General features: G+C 57.5%; 14 protein-coding genes and 2 rRNA genes. 3 read left to right on the forward strand and 13 right to left on the reverse strand.

What is annotated here, in order from left to right:
- Positions 1 to 184: 184 nt before the first annotated feature.
- Positions 185 to 3,286 (reverse strand): 23S ribosomal RNA (locus HD598_RS06940).
- Between the two features lie 511 nt (positions 3,287 to 3,797).
- Positions 3,798 to 5,321: ribosomal RNA gene (locus tag HD598_RS06945) — 16S ribosomal RNA — on the reverse strand.
- The 16S and 23S rRNA genes sit together here, the layout of an rRNA operon.
- A 43-nt stretch (positions 5,322 to 5,364) precedes the next feature.
- Between HD598_RS06945 and HD598_RS06950 the strand changes: the two genes are divergently transcribed.
- Positions 5,365 to 5,646: a hypothetical protein gene (locus tag HD598_RS06950; RefSeq protein ID WP_183664767.1), complete on the forward strand. Its 282-nt coding sequence runs from the start codon at positions 5,365 to 5,367 to the stop codon at positions 5,644 to 5,646.
- Between the two features lie 261 nt (positions 5,647 to 5,907).
- Positions 5,908 to 6,912 (forward strand): NAD(P)H-dependent flavin oxidoreductase, encoded by a 1,005-nt coding sequence (locus tag HD598_RS06955; protein ID WP_183664769.1) that lies wholly within the window; start codon positions 5,908 to 5,910, stop codon positions 6,910 to 6,912.
- Here HD598_RS06955 and panC read toward each other — a convergent pair.
- From panC to ftsH, 10 genes are all read right to left on the reverse strand, one after another.
- Positions 6,909 to 7,829 carry a pantoate--beta-alanine ligase gene (panC, locus tag HD598_RS06960; RefSeq protein WP_183666700.1) on the reverse strand — a complete coding sequence of 307 codons (921 nt, stop codon included), beginning with the start codon at positions 7,827 to 7,829 and terminating at the stop codon, positions 6,909 to 6,911. The two genes, HD598_RS06955 and panC, sit on opposite strands and share 4 nt — an antisense overlap.
- A gap of 84 nt (positions 7,830 to 7,913) precedes the next feature.
- A complete protein-coding gene (locus tag HD598_RS06965) occupies positions 7,914 to 8,810 on the reverse strand; it encodes a Rossmann-like and DUF2520 domain-containing protein (RefSeq protein ID WP_183664771.1) in 897 nt (298 codons plus the stop codon).
- Positions 8,803 to 10,290: a PH domain-containing protein gene (locus HD598_RS06970; protein ID WP_183664773.1), complete on the reverse strand. Its 1,488-nt coding sequence runs from the start codon at positions 10,288 to 10,290 to the stop codon at positions 8,803 to 8,805. Before HD598_RS06970 ends, HD598_RS06965 begins: the two co-directional genes overlap by 8 nt.
- Before the next feature lie 10 nt (positions 10,291 to 10,300).
- Positions 10,301 to 10,816, reverse strand: a complete 516-nt coding sequence (locus HD598_RS06975) for a PH domain-containing protein (protein WP_183664775.1) — start codon at positions 10,814 to 10,816, stop codon at positions 10,301 to 10,303.
- A complete protein-coding gene (locus HD598_RS06980) occupies positions 10,797 to 11,309 on the reverse strand; it encodes a DUF3180 domain-containing protein (protein ID WP_183664777.1) in 513 nt (170 codons plus the stop codon). The genes HD598_RS06975 and HD598_RS06980 overlap by 20 nt, the downstream gene beginning before the upstream one ends.
- Positions 11,309 to 11,836, reverse strand: a complete 528-nt coding sequence (gene folK / locus HD598_RS06985; protein ID WP_183664779.1) for a 2-amino-4-hydroxy-6-hydroxymethyldihydropteridine diphosphokinase — start codon at positions 11,834 to 11,836, stop codon at positions 11,309 to 11,311. The genes HD598_RS06980 and folK overlap by 1 nt, the downstream gene beginning before the upstream one ends.
- Positions 11,833 to 12,219 (reverse strand): dihydroneopterin aldolase, encoded by a 387-nt coding sequence (gene folB / locus HD598_RS06990; protein ID WP_183664781.1) that lies wholly within the window; start codon positions 12,217 to 12,219, stop codon positions 11,833 to 11,835. The genes folK and folB overlap by 4 nt, the downstream gene beginning before the upstream one ends.
- 12 nt (positions 12,220 to 12,231) lie before the next feature.
- Positions 12,232 to 13,158 (reverse strand): dihydropteroate synthase, encoded by a 927-nt coding sequence (gene folP, locus HD598_RS06995; protein ID WP_183664783.1) that lies wholly within the window; start codon positions 13,156 to 13,158, stop codon positions 12,232 to 12,234.
- Between the two features lie 7 nt (positions 13,159 to 13,165).
- Positions 13,166 to 13,753: a GTP cyclohydrolase I FolE gene (folE, locus tag HD598_RS07000; protein WP_071895277.1), complete on the reverse strand. Its 588-nt coding sequence runs from the start codon at positions 13,751 to 13,753 to the stop codon at positions 13,166 to 13,168.
- Between the two features lie 63 nt (positions 13,754 to 13,816).
- On the reverse strand, positions 13,817 to 16,033 hold the full coding sequence (ftsH, locus tag HD598_RS07005; RefSeq protein ID WP_183664786.1) for an ATP-dependent zinc metalloprotease FtsH: 2,217 nt from the start codon (positions 16,031 to 16,033) through the stop codon (positions 13,817 to 13,819).
- Positions 16,034 to 16,274: 241 nt separating this feature from the next.
- Here ftsH and HD598_RS07010 point away from each other — a divergent pair, with 241 nt between their 5' ends.
- Positions 16,275 to 17,261 (forward strand): hypothetical protein, encoded by a 987-nt coding sequence (locus tag HD598_RS07010; RefSeq protein WP_183664788.1) that lies wholly within the window; start codon positions 16,275 to 16,277, stop codon positions 17,259 to 17,261.
- A 120-nt stretch (positions 17,262 to 17,381) separates the two neighbouring features.
- Here the strand turns inward: HD598_RS07010 and HD598_RS07015 are convergent, their stop codons facing one another.
- On the reverse strand, positions 17,382 to 18,968 hold the full coding sequence (locus tag HD598_RS07015; protein ID WP_183664789.1) for an HNH endonuclease signature motif containing protein: 1,587 nt from the start codon (positions 18,966 to 18,968) through the stop codon (positions 17,382 to 17,384).
- Positions 18,969 to 19,055 lie beyond the last annotated feature (87 nt).

Consider the following 19,055-nt stretch of genomic DNA (forward strand, 5'->3'; position numbering starts at 1 on the left):
TTCACACATGGTGTGGTGTCTACCCCTCACTGAATCGTTTGCACGGTTCCCGTTCACACACACGTGTGTGTTTGGGGGTGGGGGTGGTTTGTTGTTTCGGTGCTGTATGGTGGACGCGGCAGCTTTTCTGCTGGAATGTTCTCCCCCAAATCTTGGTCCACACTGGTGTGTGGTGTTTGGGGTGTGTTGTAAGTTGTTGGCCTATTAGTACAGGTCAGCTTCACGAGTCTTTAGTTCTCGCTTCCACATCCTGCCTATCAACCCAGTGGTCTAGCTGGGGGCCTTCAACACTCTAGGTGTATGGAAATCTTATCTTGAAGGAGGCTTCCCGCTTAGATGCTTTCAGCGGTTATCCTGTCCGAACGTAGCTAATCAGCGGTGCACTTGGCAGTACAACTGACACACCAGAGGTTCGTCCGTCCCGGTCCTCTCGTACTAAGGACAGCTCTTCTCAAATTTCCTACGCGCGCAGCGGATAGGGACCGAACTGTCTCACGACGTTCTAAACCCAGCTCGCGTACCGCTTTAATGGGCGAACAGCCCAACCCTTGGGACCTACTCCAGCCCCAGGATGCGACGAGCCGACATCGAGGTGCCAAACCATGCCGTCGATATGGACTCTTGGGCAAGATCAGCCTGTTATCCCCGAGGTACCTTTTATCCGTTGAGCGACGGCCGTTCCACAACGTGCCGCCGGATCACTAGTCCCGACTTTCGTCCCTGCTCGAGATGTCTCTCTCACAGTCAAGCTCCCTTGTGCACTTACACTCGACACCTGATTGCCAACCAGGCTGAGGGAACCTTTGGGCGCCTCCGTTACTCTTTAGGAGGCAACCGCCCCAGTTAAACTACCCATCAGGCACTGTCCCTGACCCAGATGATGGGCCGAAGTTAGGAATCCGGTACGGTCAGAGTGGTATTTCAACGATGACTCCACGAGCACTAGCGTGCCCGCTTCACAGTCTCCCACCTATCCTACACAAACCGCACCGAACACCAATACCAAACTATAGTGAAGGTCTCGGGGTCTTTCCGTCCTGCTGCGCGTAACGAGCATCTTTACTCGTACTGCAATTTCGCCGAGTTCATGGTTGAGACAGCGGGGAAGTCGTTACTCCATTCGTGCAGGTCGGAACTTACCCGACAAGGAATTTCGCTACCTTAGGATGGTTATAGTTACCACCGCCGTTTACTGGGGCTTAAATTCTCCGCTTCGCTTACGCTAACAGGTCCTCTTAACCTTCCAGCACCGGGCAGGAGTCAGTCCGTATACATCGTCTTGCGACTTCGCACGGACCTGTGTTTTTAGTAAACAGTCGCTTCCCCCTGGTCTCTGCGGCCCTGATCCGCCTCCACCCAGCAAGTGGGTTTCACGGTTAGGGCCCCCCTTCTCCCGAAGTTACGGGGGCATTTTGCCGAGTTCCTTAACCATGATTCTCTCGATCGCCTTGGTATTCTCTACCAGATCACCTGTGTCGGTTTGGGGTACGGGCGGCTAAAACCTCGCGTCGATGCTTTTCTTGGCAGCAGAGGATCACCGGATCACCCACCAATGTGGGCGCCTATCAGGTCTCAACCTCTATGAGTCACGGATTTGCCTATGACTCGGCCTACACCCTTGGACCAGGTCATTTCCATTGCCTGGCCCGGCTACCTTCCTGCGTCACACCTGTTAATACGCTGACCTCACATTCCCGGGTCCCACGCCGCCAACACAACCATCCTCCCGAAGGAGAACAACAGTATCTTTGGGGTGGTTAGCAGAAAACGATATTGGTATGGGACGGTTTTTCGCCGGTACGGGAATATCAACCCGTTGTCCATCGACTACGCCTGTCGGCCTCGCCTTAGGTCCCGACTAACCCAGGGCAGATTAGCTTGACCCTGGAACCCTTGATCATTCGGCGGACGGGTTTCTCACCCGTCATTCGCTACTCATGCCTGCATTCTCACTCGTGTACAGTCCACCACACGGTTACCCGGCAGCTTCACCCCGTACACGACGCTCCCCTACCCATCCAATCAATAATTGAATGATGCGACTTCGGCGGTGTGCTTGAGCCCCGCTACATTGTCGGCGCGGAATCACTTGACCAGTGAGCTATTACGCACTCTTTCAAGGGTGGCTGCTTCTAAGCCAACCTCCTGGTTGTCTAAGCAACTCCACATCCTTTCCCACTTAGCACACGCTTAGGGGCCTTAGTCGGCATTCTGGGCTGTTTCCCTCTCGACTATGAAGCTTATCCCCCACAGTCTCACTGCTACGCTCTCACTTACTGGCATTCGGAGTTTGGCTGACGTCAGTAACCCGGTGGGGCCCATTAGCCATCCAGTAGCTCTACCTCCAGTAAGAAACACGTAACGCTGCACCTAAATGCATTTCGGGGAGAACCAGCTATCACGGAGTTTGATTGGCCTTTCACCCCTACCCACAGCTCATCCCCTCCATTTTCAACTGAAGTGGGTTCGGTCCTCCACGCGCTCTTACACGCGCTTCAACCTGGCCATGGGTAGATCACTCCGCTTCGGGTCTAGACCGTGCCACTCAAACGCCCTATTCAGACTCGCTTTCGCTACGGCTTCCCCTCACGGGTTAACCTCGCGACACAGCACTAACTCGCAGGCTCATTCTTCAAAAGGCACGCCATCACACCTACAAGGATGCTCTGACGGTTTGTAAGCACATGGTTTCAGGTACTATTTCACTCCCCTCCCGGGGTACTTTTCACCATTCCCTCACGGTACTAATCCGCTATCGGTCATTGGGTAGTATTTAGGCTTACCAGGTGGTCCTGGCAGATTCACACGGGATTCCTCGAGCCCCGTGATACTCGGGTATCACCACAAAAACATGCATGCATAGACCAGCTACCGGACTCTCACCGTCTACGGTCAGGTTTCCCAACCTATTCGCCTCAACACACACACATTTCACGACCCAAAACGGTGATCGTACGTGGTAACCCCACAACCCCCATGATGCAACCCCCGTCAGGTATCACACACCACAGGTTTAGCCTCTTCCGCGTTCGCTCGCCACTACTAACGGAATCACTTTTGTTTTCTCTTCCTGCGGGTACTGAGATGTTTCACTTCCCCGCGTTTCCCCCAATACCCTATGTATTCAAGTATTGGTCACACGTCATAACACGTGCGGGGTTTCCCCATTCGGACATCCTGGTATCAACGCTCGGTTATCAACTCCACCAGGCTTATCGCAGATTCCCACGTCCTTCATCGGCTCCCAATGCCAAGGCATCCACCATGCGCCCTTAAAAACTTACAAACACAAAAAGCTCATAAGCAAAGAACAAACACAAAACAAACACAAGAAACAATCAAAAAATGGTTTACTCGATTTATTGCAGAAAACAACAACCACACATAAAAGTGTGATTGTTAGATGCTCGCGTCCACTATACAGTTCCCAAACAACAACCCACACACCCCACACCACGAACCGGGAAACCCCGAGAATCGCTGTTAGCAGCGTGCAGACACCAAAAACAACACCCAACACCACTCACGCAGTGCCGGCCTGTTGTTTCAGGCCCCAATAATGTGTCATACACCCCCCGACTCGAACCACCCCCACCCGCGTTCCAGACCAGAAAACCTCGAAAGATTCACAGTCGTACTAACCGGTGGTGATCATCCACTACGCCAGGAAATTATTTGTTGATATTCCACCCATGAGCACCACGACCCTGTAACACAAGTACAGGAAATCGGGATATTCTCTACCACCACACAAACAAACCCATTAGAGCATGCTGGTGGTGTTAGTTGCTCCTTAGAAAGGAGGTGATCCAGCCGCACCTTCCGGTACGGCTACCTTGTTACGACTTAGTCCCAATCGCCAGTCCCACCTTCGACAGCTCCCTCCCACAAGGGGTTAGGCCACCGGCTTCGGGTGTTACCAACTTTCGTGACTTGACGGGCGGTGTGTACAAGGCCCGGGAACGTATTCACCGCAGCGTTGCTGATCTGCGATTACTAGCGACTCCAACTTCATGGGGTCGAGTTGCAGACCCCAATCCGAACTGAGACCGGCTTTTTGGGATTAGCTCCACCTCACAGTATCGCAACCCTTTGTACCGGCCATTGTAGCATGCGTGAAGCCCAAGACATAAGGGGCATGATGATTTGACGTCGTCCCCACCTTCCTCCGAGTTGACCCCGGCAGTCTCCTATGAGTCCCCACCATAACGTGCTGGCAACATAGAACGAGGGTTGCGCTCGTTGCGGGACTTAACCCAACATCTCACGACACGAGCTGACGACAACCATGCACCACCTGTGAACCAGCCCCGAAGGGAAACCACATCTCTGCGGCGATCTAGTCCATGTCAAGCCTTGGTAAGGTTCTTCGCGTTGCATCGAATTAATCCGCATGCTCCGCCGCTTGTGCGGGCCCCCGTCAATTCCTTTGAGTTTTAGCCTTGCGGCCGTACTCCCCAGGCGGGGCACTTAATGCGTTAGCTACGGCGCGGAAAACGTGGAATGTCCCCCACACCTAGTGCCCAACGTTTACGGCATGGACTACCAGGGTATCTAATCCTGTTCGCTACCCATGCTTTCGCTCCTCAGCGTCAGTTACAGCCCAGAGACCTGCCTTCGCCATCGGTGTTCCTCCTGATATCTGCGCATTTCACCGCTACACCAGGAATTCCAGTCTCCCCTACTGCACTCTAGCCTGCCCGTACCCACCGCAGATCCGGAGTTAAGCCCCGGACTTTCACGGCAGACGCGACAAACCGCCTACGAGCTCTTTACGCCCAATAATTCCGGATAACGCTTGCGCCCTACGTATTACCGCGGCTGCTGGCACGTAGTTAGCCGGCGCTTCTTCTGCAGGTACCGTCACTTTCGCTTCTTCCCTACTGAAAGAGGTTTACAACCCGAAGGCCGTCATCCCTCACGCGGCGTCGCTGCATCAGGCTTTCGCCCATTGTGCAATATTCCCCACTGCTGCCTCCCGTAGGAGTCTGGGCCGTGTCTCAGTCCCAGTGTGGCCGGTCACCCTCTCAGGCCGGCTACCCGTCGTCGCCTTGGTGAGCCACTACCTCACCAACAAGCTGATAGGCCGCGAGTCCATCCCTAACCAAAAAATCTTTCCAACACCCACCATGCGATAGATGCTCATATCCAGTATTAGACCCAATTTCTCAGGCTTATCCCAGAGTCAGGGGCAGGTTACTCACGTGTTACTCACCCGTTCGCCACTAATCCACCTAGCAAGCTAGGCATCATCGTTCGACTTGCATGTGTTAAGCACGCCGCCAGCGTTCATCCTGAGCCAGGATCAAACTCTCCGTAAAAAAATACAGACACCACCACACCACACGGGAAAACGCGTGATCGATGGCACCAAATTCAAACCCAGCAATAAAAAACCAACAACAAACCCAAAACGGATTCATCATCAGCAGTTATTACCGAAAAAACTTCGGTATCAACAAACATGACACACTATTGAGATCTCAAACAACAGACATCAGCCAAACATCCACGGATAATTCTTTTTTCCGTTTCCGCCTTGGCGACTTATCTAATTTACAACCCTTTTTCGTTTCCGTCAAATTCACTTTATGTGAGCCTGACCTCAACGAAAAACCCCGACAATCTCGCCCCCACCACCCATAAAAGGCAACAAGAACTCAACCCTCAAAGATTTTTAGTGGATTGGCCACCCGAATCAACAAGCCTTCCGACCCGTTCTCCTCGCGGCGACAGATGAAAACTTTACACGGATTTCGGGCACTTGCAAAATCGGGGGCTCCTACGCCGTTGGCACTCGGGTGACCATCAAGAAAATCAGCGAGATTGCGCGGGTTTTCCATGTCAGCGCTCTGGGATCGGTGAGCGGTGGTGGCAGCAAAAGTACGTTTCGGTCAGAATTGGTTTATGAGAAGTGGATCACTTACCAGGCGTCTGAATCTAGAATCCCCCATCATCAATGCACCCATGATCGGTGCGGCTGGTGGTGAATTGGCTGCTGCCGTCAGCAAGGCCGGCGGCTTGGGCTTGATTGGTATCGAACCGAAGGGCACCAAAGAGTGGTTCGCTCAACAGTTTCGGTGGTGCCATAACCTCAGCACACCATGGGGAGTTGGATTCATTGGCTGGTCCCTTACCGAAGATCTGGCGTTTCTTCGCCACATCCTGAGCCACCAGCCAAACTTCATGTCCGCGAGCTTTATCTCCGCGAGCGATCGGCGGATGTCAGAAGCCTTCGCGGTGGCGAAAGATCTAGGGATTATCACCAGCATTCAAGCGGGCTCCGCCAGAGAAGTGGACGAAGCCCTCACCGCAGATGTAGATGTTGTTGTAGTCCGCGGCAGCGAAGGCGGCGGACACGGTCGCAACGAGGTCGCCACTCTCCCCCTCCTGCAGTACGCGAAGTCGGCGACCGACAAACCTGTGGTGGCTGCCGGCGGCATCGGTACGGCACGAGGAGTGGCGGCGGTGTTAGCCGGTGGCGCTGACGCGGCTTGGATTGGAACTCGATTCATCACGGCGCGAGAGTCTTTGGCTCACCCGACGAAAAAGTCTGCAGTTGGCCACGCCACCTTGGATGACACCCTCTATACCAACGCATTCGACATCGCTCAAAAGCTTCCGTGGGAGCGCGAATATGGCGGCAGGGCGCTCAAAAACGCGTTCGCCGAAGAATGGGTCGGCCGCGAAGACGAACTACTGCAAGCCGTCGAGGCCAGCGACAACATCACCCAGAGCGTCAACGAGGCAATAGCCTCCGGCAACCTAGATAAGCTCCCGATTTACGCGGGCGAAGCCGCAGCATTCACCACTCACCAGGGTCAGAGCGTCGCAGAGATCGTGGAAGAACTCGACGAGTTCCGCACCCACCTCGAGCAAGCAAGCACTACCTGGGCAAGGAAGCCTCGCTAAGAACCCAACGGCATGTTGTCGATGAGTCGTACTTCGCCAACTCGTGCAGCAACCAGCGCTAGAGCGGATCCCGTAAAGGGAGTGTCCTGGCAATTCACGCCAATAGGCTCAAGCGTGGAAGGGTCAACGACTTCCAGATAGTCCAGTTCTACAAGCGGTTCCGCGTCAATAAGCGCCACAGCATCGTCGATATTGAGCGGTTCATGGGCGTCGGCCCGCGCTTTCAAAAGGAAGAGCGCCCGCGATAACACCAAGGCTGCTTCTGCTTGAGCCTCGGAAAGGAACTGATTTCGGGAGGAAAGCGCCAGTCCGCGGTCGGATCGGACAATGGGAACGGCCGCAATTTCCACGTTGTAGGCGAGGTCCTGGACCATTCGTCTGATGATAGCCAATTGCTGCGCATCTTTTTGTCCAAAGAATGCGGTGTAATTCACTTTCTTGGAAGTCAATAAACTTGGCTGCGCAAAGTTTAGGAGTTTTGAAACTACAGCCAACATTCCATCGAAATGTCCCGGCCGTGAAGCGCCTTCAAACTTTTCACCCAGCACACCCGAGGACACCACTACCAACGGGTTCCCGTCCGGATACACCTCAGACTCCTCCGGAGCAAACACCACATCCGCTCCTGCACGCGCAAGCAACTCCACATCAGCGTCCAGGGTGCGCGGGTAGCGTTCGTAGTCCACAGGATCGTTGAACTGCAAGCGATTCACGAAGATAGACACCGCCACAATGTCGTTCCGGGACCGCGCAGTGCGCACCAGCGTCCCATGCCCCTCGTGCAAAGCACCCATCGTGGGGACAAAGCCCACGCCCACGGGCTCATCACCTGAATCGGCCCCTCCCGGAGGATGCGCTTCAATGAGCTCGCGCAGCGCCGCGCGAAACTCAGTCACTGTTGTGGTGACAATGGGCAACCGAGGCGAGGCTGCGTCGTCGTTCTGGGAAACGGAACGGAAAACGGAAGGTGCGGGATTTACGTCAGAACTCACGCTCTGATCTTACGAGGATTCGCCAGTTCCGAGGGTGAGCGCATCCAGAATCGCCGAAGTTTGCGCCTCGGTGAGAAGCCCGCGCACCAGAGCGCGCTGAGCGGTAGCCCGCGCCAGCTCACGATACGCGCGGCGAAGATCCGGGGTAACGCCGTCCGTTGCGAGCGCGGCAATATGCGCTTCAACCGTGCCCACATCTCCTCGAGCCACCGGGCCAGTCAACGCGGACTCTCCCCCGCTCAAAGCGTTCTCGAGGGAAGCGCGCATCAGCGGGCCCAAGACGCGGTCTGGTCGTTCCACCCCAATCTGCCGCAACAATTCAGCGGACTGACCGGCAATCGTGACCAAATGGTTGGACGCGTGGGCGAGGGCAGCGTGGTACTTGCCACGATCGGCTTCCTCGATGACCGTGCTCTCGGCATCCATCTCCAAGACCAGCGCCTGCGCGATAGGAAGCATCATCTTGTCCGCGGTGACGCCGAAGACGCAGTCCCGCAGTCGGCCCAGATCGAGGCTGGTTCCGGTGAAGCTCATGGCCGGGTGAATGGCGAGCGGGATGGCGCCGGACGCGCGGATGGGGTCCAGAATTCCGGTTCCGAAACGGCCGGCGGTGTGCATTACGAGCTGGCCCATTTGCCAGTGGCCAGCATCTGCGAGTCCTTGAACCAGCGGGCCCAACGCATCATCCGGCAACGCCAAGAGCACCAGTTCGGAGCGCTCCACAATGTCCGGAATGTCCAACAACGGGGCGCCCGGCAAGAGCGCTTCGGCGCGATCTTTCGAGGCCTCGCTGACGGCGTGCACGCCCACCACTTGATGTTCGGCAGCGCGCAGGGCAGCACCCAACACGGCACCCACCTTGCCGGCGCCGATGATTCCCAGTCCTAAACGGCCGGGTTTACTCATGGTGTTGCTCCTCGATCAGCCACTGATTTCGATCATGCAAACGCCGCGCCGTTGCGGCTTTGTCCGCTTGCATCAAGAACAAGTGTCGCGCATCTTTGACATCCATTTGTTTGACGCGCGCCCGCACCATGCCCATTGTCGAGGCGAGTTCGACGTCTGCAACACCTACGCGCCGGGCGATGGGACCCTGTTGCAACAGCACGCCTTGCGTGCGCTCGTGCGGAACGTAGGTGACGTGGCGGGTGAGCCTGCCGCCGCGAATGACGATGCTGGTGTCCGTGCTGAGGTAGCCCTGGCGTTTGTAGGTGAGCGGTGAGAGCCAGGCGGCACGGCGCGGGGACTGCGTGAAATCACTGCCGCCCTCGTCGGGTACTTCTTGGAGCCCCTTCTCAAGGACCGCGCGCGGATTCTCCGTGCCGGGATCCGGGAGGACAATCGGCAACACCGCATACACGTCATCGAGACTTCCCACGCGCAGCAGCACGGAACGCTGCACAGCATTGTCCAGCCCGTAGCCAGCCACGTTCGCGGTGATCCGATGCCATCCAAAGAGACGCCAAAGCCACGGAGATTCCACGCGAATCGCTTGAATGCGGCCGGGCGGGATGGTCTGGTGGCTGGTATCGGTGAGCCCGTATTTGAGCCGGAGTCCATCGGGGCTCGAGGAGGCGGTGAACGCGAAGCCCTTATTCAGCTCCGACCACAGCAGTGCGCCCGCGCTCAGTCCGGCCGGCACGAGGGCCACCAGAGTGATGGGTTCGTTGAGCCACACGCCGGCCACAATGAACGGCACCCCGATTGCGCCGACCACGGACAGCAGCGTGGAATTCAGCAGCGAACTTCCAATCAGCCGCCCCACCGGCGTAGTTGCCACCACCGTTTCGGGCACGGGTTCCGTGAGTGGGTTTTCCAGGGAGTACGACGACGCAGCCCCGGTTTCGTCGGCCGCTATGGTCGCGTCTGGGTCGGGTGCCGGTGTTGTGGCTTGGGTGCGAAGGCCCGCTGCCCGGGTCAGGATGGCGCTACGGAGCGCTTGGGCGTCCTTGTACTTGAGATAGCTCAGGCTCATGGCGGAATCGCCGGAGTCCGCTACTTCGAACTTCAACTCGGCGAGGCCGAAGATGCGCGCGAGCAGCGGCTGGACGATGTCGATCGCTTGCACGCGGTCGATTCTTGCTTGGCGGTTTTGGCGGAAAAGAACACCGGTGCGGACACGCACGTGTTCATCCGTCACTTGGTACTGCGTGAAGCGCCACGACAAGTAGAAGCCCCCGACGATCACCGTCAAGAGTGCGGCGGCGATGCCCACCACGGGCCATAAGACCTCCGTGGGGAGGGCGAAGATGTTGCTGTTGACGTGACCATCGATCGCGGAATTCAGCACATTTTGTACATAAATGTAGATCGCGCCGGCCACGAGCACCCAGCCGCGAACGAACGGGGAGACAGGATGAACTCGGTTCCAGTTTTCCTCAGTCATGATCCGGCGCTCACAGTCCGGCGAGCTTCGCTTCGCCGCGCGCCGACAGCTGTTCGCGCAATCGTGCGCCTTCGGCCTCCGGGATTCCTGGAATCTCCGGGTTAGCGCTAGGGCTCGCGGTATGCATTTTCACCTTGCACAGACCAAAAGCACGATCGATGGGCCCGGCCTCAACATCCACGTACTGCATGCGTCCGTAAGGAACCACCATGAGTTTGCGGAACATCACGCCCCCTCGAATCAGCAGATCATCTTCGCGCTCTGCGTAGCCGATGGCCCTGACCTGACGGGGCATGATGAAGAGAATGTCAACGAGGGCGTAGATCAACCCAGCTGCCGGAAGCGCCCAGACCAGCCACTCGGCTGGCCATGTCCAAACGCCCAGAAGCCTCAGAATGAGCGGGACGGCCAAGAAAAGCACAAAGAAGAAGTGGCCGATCAGCCCGTTGAGAATGCGGACCTTCAAGTATTTCGGTGAGACGCGTAACCATTCGATTCCTGCAGGATCAATGGGCTCGTGTGGCATATCCTTCGGTCTCCCCCTTGGTGTCACGCCGCTGATGAGGCGTGCTTGGTCCGTCAGTTTCCTCCGGCGGAATCTTGCAAAAATGCTCCACCACAAAACCAACAATAACCATGACTAGCGCGCCAATCATCATCACGATGCACGAAACCAGTGCGGGGCTACCAGTAGATCCGACAGCTAGAAAGTCAACCAGAATACCTAAATGCCACCCACCAATGACGGCCCCACCGTAGGCTCCGGCCTGCGCCAACACCAGTGTTCTGGCGGCCATGATGGGGTCGATGGGGTTCTTCGACTTGCCCTGGCGGTACCGCAACACTCGAATTCCCAGCACGAGCGCCAGCAAGGACACCGCGCCCATGGTGATTAAGGAAGTCCAGTGCAGTACGGGCGCGCCGTAGCCGGCACCGGAGGCGAAACGTTGAGCGATCCAACCACCGAGCGCGGCAACGGCGACCACAATCGCCAACCACGTAATTTTGAGCGTGGCCACTAGGACCCCTCGTCCCACGCATCGTTGTGAGGGGAATACGGCTGAAGGTCCTCGGCGTCAACGGCTTTTTGGGCGAGGTCCACGACGGACTCCCCGCGAAGCGTTGCATCCGGATCCATCCAGGCCCACGGCTGCAAAACGAAGGCGCGTTCGCCCGCGAGCTTGTGCGGGATCGTGAGGCGCTCTTCGTCCATTTCCAGATCGCCGTACGTGATGATGTCGACGTCCAGCGTGCGAGGACCCCAGTGCACTTCACGCACACGGTGATGCTTGTTCTCCACCGCGTTGCAGTGCGCCAAGAGCTCGTACGGGCTCAACGTGGTTTCCACTTCGATCACCATGTTCAAGAAGTCCGGCTGATTGGCAGGACCGCCAACAGCCTTCGTCTGGACCACTTGGGAGACCTGGCAAAGACGCACATCGTTGCGGTCCACCAGATCTGCAACGGCGAGAGACAGGGTATCTGCGCGCTCGCCCAGGTTTGATCCCAAAGCAAGAATCGCTTTGACTGGTGCGGATTCGGTCATGGTCTCTCCCGGTGAATCGTGATGGTGACATCCCGAAAGGGAACGGTGATCGGTGCTTGGGGCTTGTGAACCGTCAGATCCAGCGCAACTAAGCGGGCTGCGGCGTCGTCGTAATGAGAGAAAATCGCGGCAGCGGTGCGCTCCGCAAGAGTCTCAATCAGATCGTACGGACCGGACTGAATCTCGCGAACCACCACTTCGGCCAGCTCGCCATAGTTCAGCGTGAGGGCAAGATCATCCGTGGCAGCGGCCGGGCGGATGTCCGTATACAGGGTCACATCAATGGTGAACTCCTGGCCGTCACGCTTCTCATGATCGAAAACGCCGTGGTAGCCCGTGGCGGACATGCCCGTGACCGTGATGGCATCGCGTGCGTTGCTCACGTGGGACACCTACTACTGCTTCGCTAGCGCGACGGTCTCAGGCTTAGTCCACGCAGTTGCAACCTTCACCGCGTCCAACGACTCTTCAATGTTGTGAACGCGGACAGCCCACGCTCCCTGCGCGGCAGACAACGTGGTGGTGGCAGCGGTTGCGTGATCACGCTCGGCCGGGGCTGCAGGCTTGCCGTTAGCAGCCAGCAAGGAACCCAAGAAACGCTTACGGGACGTGCCAATCAGAACCGGGTGACCCAGTTCCTGCAACTTGTCCAAGTTCTTCAAGAGCTCCCAGTTGTGGCGAGCGTCCTTTGCGAAGCCCAGGCCTGGATCGATGATGATCTTCTCCGGCTTCACGCCAGCCTGAAGGAAGGTCTCGCGAACCTGCTTGAGCTCAGCGACAACGTCCTCAAGAACATCCGTGTACTCCGTCAGACCAGTCATGGACTGCTGGTCCCCGCGGCGGTGCATCAATACATAGGGAACACCGCGTTCAGCGATCAGCGCTGGCATGTCTGGCTCGTGAGTGAGACCGGAAACGTCGTTGATGATGTGCGCGCCGGCATCGAGCGCCGCGCGGGCAGTAGAGGTGTGGACCGTGTCAACGCTGACTACTGCGCCAGCCTTCACGAGGGCCGCCACTACCGGGACTACTCGCTTGGCTTCGTCTTCGGGTGCCACAAAGTCGGCGCCTGGTCGGGTGGATTCGCCACCCACATCAATGATGTCTGCGCCGGCGTACATCATGCGCAATCCATGCTGGATGGCGTCGTCGAAATTCAAGTACTTTCCGCCATCGGAAAAAGAATCTTCCGTGACGTTCAGAATACCCATGACAAGCGTTCGATCCTTGGGTAAAGAATCGAACGTCTTGACCGTAGATTTCTTGATGACGGGTAGGGGGCTCGTTGCTGGACCGGTTCCGGGGATGGCGCCGAGGGACATGTAATACCTACTTTCCAAGAATGAGGCTCATGGCCTCAGCGCGGGTTGCGGGTTGCCGCAATTGCCCACGTACTGCACTCGTGACGGTCATTGCGCCTGGTTTGCGCACGCCACGCATCGACATACAAAGATGTTCGCACTCCACTACAACGATCGCCCCACGCGGCTCCAACAGGCTCTCGATAGCCTCCACGATTTGCGTGGTGAGGCGCTCTTGAACCTGCGGGCGACGTGCGTACATATCAACCAGTCGGGCCAACTTGGACAATCCGGTCACTCGACCGTCATTGCCCGGAATATAGCCCACGTGTGCTCGTCCGTGGAAGGGCACCAAGTGGTGCTCACACGTCGAGTAGAAGGGGATGTCCTTGACGAGGACCATTTCTTCGTGGTCAATGTCAAAACTCTTGGACAGAATCTCTTTCGGATCCATGTGCAGCCCGGCGAAGATTTCCGCGTAGGCCTTCGCGACGCGCTTAGGGGTCTCCTGAAGCCCGTCACGATCTGGATCTTCCCCGATCGCCTCAAGGATTTCCCGTACTGCCTTGGCAATACGTTCTTGATCTATCTGCGGGGCGATGTACTGGCCACGCATGACGTCGTCGTCGATTTCGCTCACTTTTCGATCCTACCGGTAGGCCCCTCTCGGGGTCACAGACTATTTCGATTCCGGGTTATCCGACGTCATGGGGCCACCCGTGGTGCCGTGTTCTCCACTGCCAGAACCGCCTGCACCGGGTCCACCGATACCGGGGCCGGGGGTGCCTTCAGCTCCTGGGAATCCAGCGCCGTCACCCGGACGAGAGCCCGGAAGTTTTGGAGCTGAACTTGGATCGATCATGACATCCTCGTGACCTTCTTGCTCTTCTGGTGCGTTCTGGTCTGAGTCGCTAGGCGACGTGCCCTGTCCGTTTCCGTTTGCGTTTCCGTTGCGTTCGGCGTTCTCGCGCGCTTCAATTTCGGCATGCTCCTTCGGCGACTGCACAGGAGGTTCGGTGTGTACGGGGCGACTGTCCTTGGAAAGCCAGACTTCGCGCGCAGGAGCCTTCACGATGTCGTGGAAGACCTCTTCGAGTTCCCTCTGGTTCAAGGTCTCGCGCTCAAGCAGAGCGAGGGCCAGACGGTCCAATACGTGACGGTTCTCGGTGAGGATCCAGTACGCCTCGTCGTGAGCCGTGTCGATGAGTCCGCGAACTTCCTCATCCACAATCGCTGCGACGCGTTCAGAGTAGTCACGGTCACCGCTCATATCGCGGCCCATGAATGGCTCGGCGTTACCGTTGCCGAGCTTCACGGATCCAATGCGATCGCTCATGCCGTACTGAGTGACCATCTTGCGAGCGGTACCCGTGGCCTTCTCGATGTCATTCGAGGCGCCGGTGGAGGGATCGTGGAAGATGATTTCTTCAGCCACGCGACCACCCATGGCGTATGCCAGCTGATCCAGCAGTTCGTTGCGGGTGATGGAGTACTTGTCTTCGCTCGGAACCACCATGGTGTAGCCGAGTGCGCGGCCACGCGGAAGGATGGTGACCTTCGTGACCGGAGCCGAGTGACGCTGAGCCGCAGCCACCAGAGCGTGACCACCTTCGTGGTATGCGGTGACCTTGCGCTCGTGTTCTTTCATGAGGCGCGAACGCTTCTGAGGTCCGGCCATAACGCGGTCGATTGCCTCGTCCAAAGCACGGTCGTCAATGAGCTGCGCGTTGGAACGAGCCGTCAACAGTGCAGCTTCGTTCAAGACGTTTGCAAGGTCGGCACCGGTGTAGCCGGGAGTGTTCTTGGCAACTGCTTTGAGGTCAACGTTGTTGGCCATCGGCTTACCTTGAGCGTGAACGCGCAAGATCTTCTCGCGGCCGGCAAGGTCCGGTGCTTCAACCGGGATCTGACGGTCAAAACGACCAGGACGCAACAGCGCCGGGTCCAAGACGTCTGGACGGTTGGTTGCCGCGATCAGGATGACGTTGGTGTTGGCGTCGAAGCCGTCCATCTCCACGAGGAGCTGGTTCAAAGTCTGTTCGCGCTCGTCGTTACCGCCGCCCACGCCGGCGCCACGATGGCGGCCCACGGCGTCGATTTCGTCCACGAAGATGATGGCTGGGGAGTTGTTCTTGGCCTGCTCGAAGAGGTCGCGCACACGAGATGCACCCACACCGACGAACATTTCCACGAAGTCAGAACCCGAGATCGAGTAGAAAGGCACGCCAGCTTCACCGGCAACAGCCTTCGCCAGCAGGGTCTTACCGGTTCCCGGAGGACCGTAGAGCAAAACACCCTTAGGAATCTTGGCGCCCACTGCCTGGAACTTCGCTGGCTCTTGGAGGAATTCCTTGATTTCGTGGAGTTCTTCCACGGCCTCGTCGGCACCTGCAACGTCGTTGAAGGTCACCTGTGGCATGTCTTTGGTGATGAGCTTGGCGCGGGACTTGCCGAACTGCATGACCTTGCTGCCGCCGCCTTGAGCGCGGGACATCAGGAACCAGAAGAGCAGCGCGATGATCAAAAACGGGACGATGAATCCCAGCATGGACAGCAGCCAGTTGCTCTCAACGGGCTGATCCGTGTAACCGTTCAATTCAGCCGAATTGATGGCATCCACTACCTCGGGCGCGCGCGCCGTCGAGTAGTAGAAGGTCACGTTCTTGCCCTTGTCGGCACCGTCAAGCGTCAAGCTTTCCTTGAGCTGGAGGTCTACTCGTTGATCAGCGTCAAAGATCTTGGCCTCTTCAACCTTCTTGTCCTGCAAAAGCTCCATGCCGACGCTCGTGTCGACGCGTCCGGAGCTTGTGGAAGTCAGTGAAGGCAGGAAGATAAGCAGCGCGACAGCGCCGATCAACACCCAAAACGGCCAACTATTGAAGATCTTCTTGTTCATTCGCTGGGGAGATATCTCCCCGTCCCTTCTGGTCGAAAAGTACGACGCCATTCGTCAATCCCGCTCACAAGCTACTAAAAACTACGCGCGCGAGACGTACGTGAAGTACAAAGTTTAGTTTCAAGCATTACACCTCACGAACCTTTCACGCTCCACGGGCCCAAAAAGTTCCCTCTCGGCGTAGCGCATGACGATTCCCTCAGTTGCGTAGTCTGTAAGACGAACCCACGAAAGGTTTCCGTTGAGCCCCACCTCCACGTCCACCGCAGCGTCCACCTCTTCTCGCGGTCTTGCCATTTTCACCGGCCTAGTTCTGGGCCAAATCGGAACCACGATAGCCCTCTTACCCCACCTTCTCAGCGGCGGACTCATGCTGCTACAGAACTTGTGGATCCGCGAAACCCTGCCCGAGGACATGCCCTTTTCGATGCTTCCTCTCAGCCAGTACGCGCTGCTGGAATTGGTGGGCATTCTCGCGGTTGCGGCGACGATCACCGGTTGCCTTCCGTACTTTGTGATGCCAGCACGACGACGCAGCGTCACCTTGGGTGCCTCGCTCGGCGTTGCGTTGGGCTTACTGATTTCGATCGGCCAATCCTTCTGGGAGATGGCCAAAGGACTGGGCATTGGCGCCGGTGCTTCGTCGACTGCCCAGTTGTATTTTTGGGGTCTACTCGCTGGCTTCGTGCTCTTTGCAGCTCTTGCTGCGCTGGTGACCATGGTCTTCGCTTCCGGCACGCCCACGTGGAGTGCCCTGATGTGGGCCCTCGTCGCCGTACCCGTGACCTCGTGGATCCTTTCATGGACCTCCCCCAGCGGACCCTTTTCGGGCCCATTCTTGATGCCACTGATTGAGTCGTTCACCGGTCCCCTCCCTGACCCTTTCTCCGGCGACTCAACGTTCCTCAATTACGTCTACCGCTTCTTGCCCGCGATCATCGTGGGATTGGCGCTGGCTTGGTACGGCTGGAAGCCGCTTGGTCGACTAGCAATCTGGGTCGTTGACCTTGCCCTACTTTTCTTCATCCCTGTGCTCGCCACAGCCACACAGAGCGCGGCAGGCATGCGTGTTCTGAATGGCAACGTGAGGGACATGTTGGATTACGGCTCTGAGGTCTTCCGCGCGCAGATGCGTCTGGATAACCCCCAGCTGTGGGTTGTGGGTACTGCCCTCCTCATTGCCGTAGTGGTGGGAATCGTGAGGCGATCCCGCACTCGATCACTGTGAAGTTTTCAAACAGCTGCGAAATGTTCAAGGAACAGTCGCCCGGGTACCCCGAATAGCCGTGCGGACTCGGGCGTTGGGCCAGAGTAAGCGCGGACGAACAGGACGATTTCGGATGTGGATCTAGACAGAAAGCGCTAGCTGTTGCGCCTTCTCCGGATGGAAGTAGGCGTTTCGCATGAGGGGTCGTTGGGCATCCTCCTGCACGGGCGGTTTCCAGAAAGGAACGCCATTGCGCATGACAATCGCCCACGCCGTCTCATGAACCAGATGGTGGTGGTGCGAACACACCATCGCCGCGTTTTCTAAAGTGGTGACGCCGCCTTTCGAGTACTCGAGCACGTGATGGGCTTCGCACCGATCCACCCCCGTGGTGCATCCGGGGAACGTGCATCCGCGGTCCCTCGCGTAGAGCAACTTGCGCTGCTCGGCGCTAAAGAGTCGCCTTCGGTTGCCTGCGTCCACCACTTGAGAATCTCCACCCAACACCACTGGCAAGAGTTCAGCGTTGCAGGCTAGTTGCCGGATGATACGAGGGTTGATGGGGCCGGAGTGAACAGCGTCCGAGCGGAACTCGACATCCGAGGCTAGGAGATCCCGCTCGAGGCTCTTCTGATCAATGTTGACGATTACTTGCGGGTGGTAGCCGCCGTGCAAAGACACATTTCCGCCTTTCAACCCGGCCGAGAGTGCGTGGAGAACGCCGTCCAGGCGCTTCTGGGCAAGGGATCGTCCGTCCTTTGGCGCTTCGAGCGGTTTTCCGTTCTCGTCGAGGGCGACGGTTTCCGAGACCTCGCCTCCCTCCGCTCCGGCTCGAGATCCTGGTCCGGAGTCCAGTCCCGCACCCGAGCCCAGTTGCGTTCCCAGCCCAGAACCCGCATCCTCAGACACCTGGTTCCGCGACCGCGGGCTCACTTCAGGCGCCATGACGGTCAGGAGGGTCTCATGCTGAAGATCGTCCGCTAGCAAGCTCCACCGATGAAGTCCCATGAACCGCCCCAAATAGAACGCTCCCTGAATCTCCTGTTTGACCTGCTGCGTTGGCAGAACACCCATGGAGTTGATGCGGTTCTCCCAGTCCTTGACGCGCCGATCTACGGCTTTGGGGATGGAACTCGTCGCCGCTTTAAGCAGGTCAGCTTCCATGCGGTCGGAAAGCAGATCCGCTTCTTCCGCGCTGCCGGTGACTTGCTCAATAGGCTCCCGAAGTCGATCCACGGCACCGATCATCTTTGCCGCCAAACTCACGGGCAACGCAGCGTCCTCAAACGCCCTACCAATCAACGGATGCGCGGTTTCCACATCCCCTTCTGGCGACTCCACGGGAGTAATAGCATGGGCAATGTCCAGGCGCTTCTGCACTTCCCCGGGATTCACGTGGAGAACTTGCGAGAGCCGCTCTTTGGCGGATCGAAATTTGGAGCGCTCCGAACTCAGTTGCACGTCCGAATTTAAGTCCTGAATTGCCTGCTCCATGCGGGCCGCGAAGTTGACTTGCAGACGGCCCACCTGATGACTCAGGCGCTCAAACGCGAGCCCAACGTCATCCAGTTCAGAGGCAGACCCCGGGACAACTGTGGCTACTTCCGCGAGGAAAGCGAGATGGCTTTGCAAGAGCAGCGCGTGCTCACGAAGCGCAGTGACCGAATACTCGGTGGCATCGAAGGTGGATGGTGAATCAAGTTGAGTTGGTTTGACCCCGACTTCCATACCACCTATTCTAGAACACATCTACGACAATTAGAACAGAAATTCTAAATTGGGGATAACTCCACAACCGCCCTGCCGAAACGGGAC

It is taken from the genome of Neomicrococcus aestuarii, from assembly GCF_014201135.1.
In the GTDB taxonomy this organism is placed as follows: domain Bacteria; phylum Actinomycetota; class Actinomycetes; order Actinomycetales; family Micrococcaceae; genus Neomicrococcus; species Neomicrococcus aestuarii.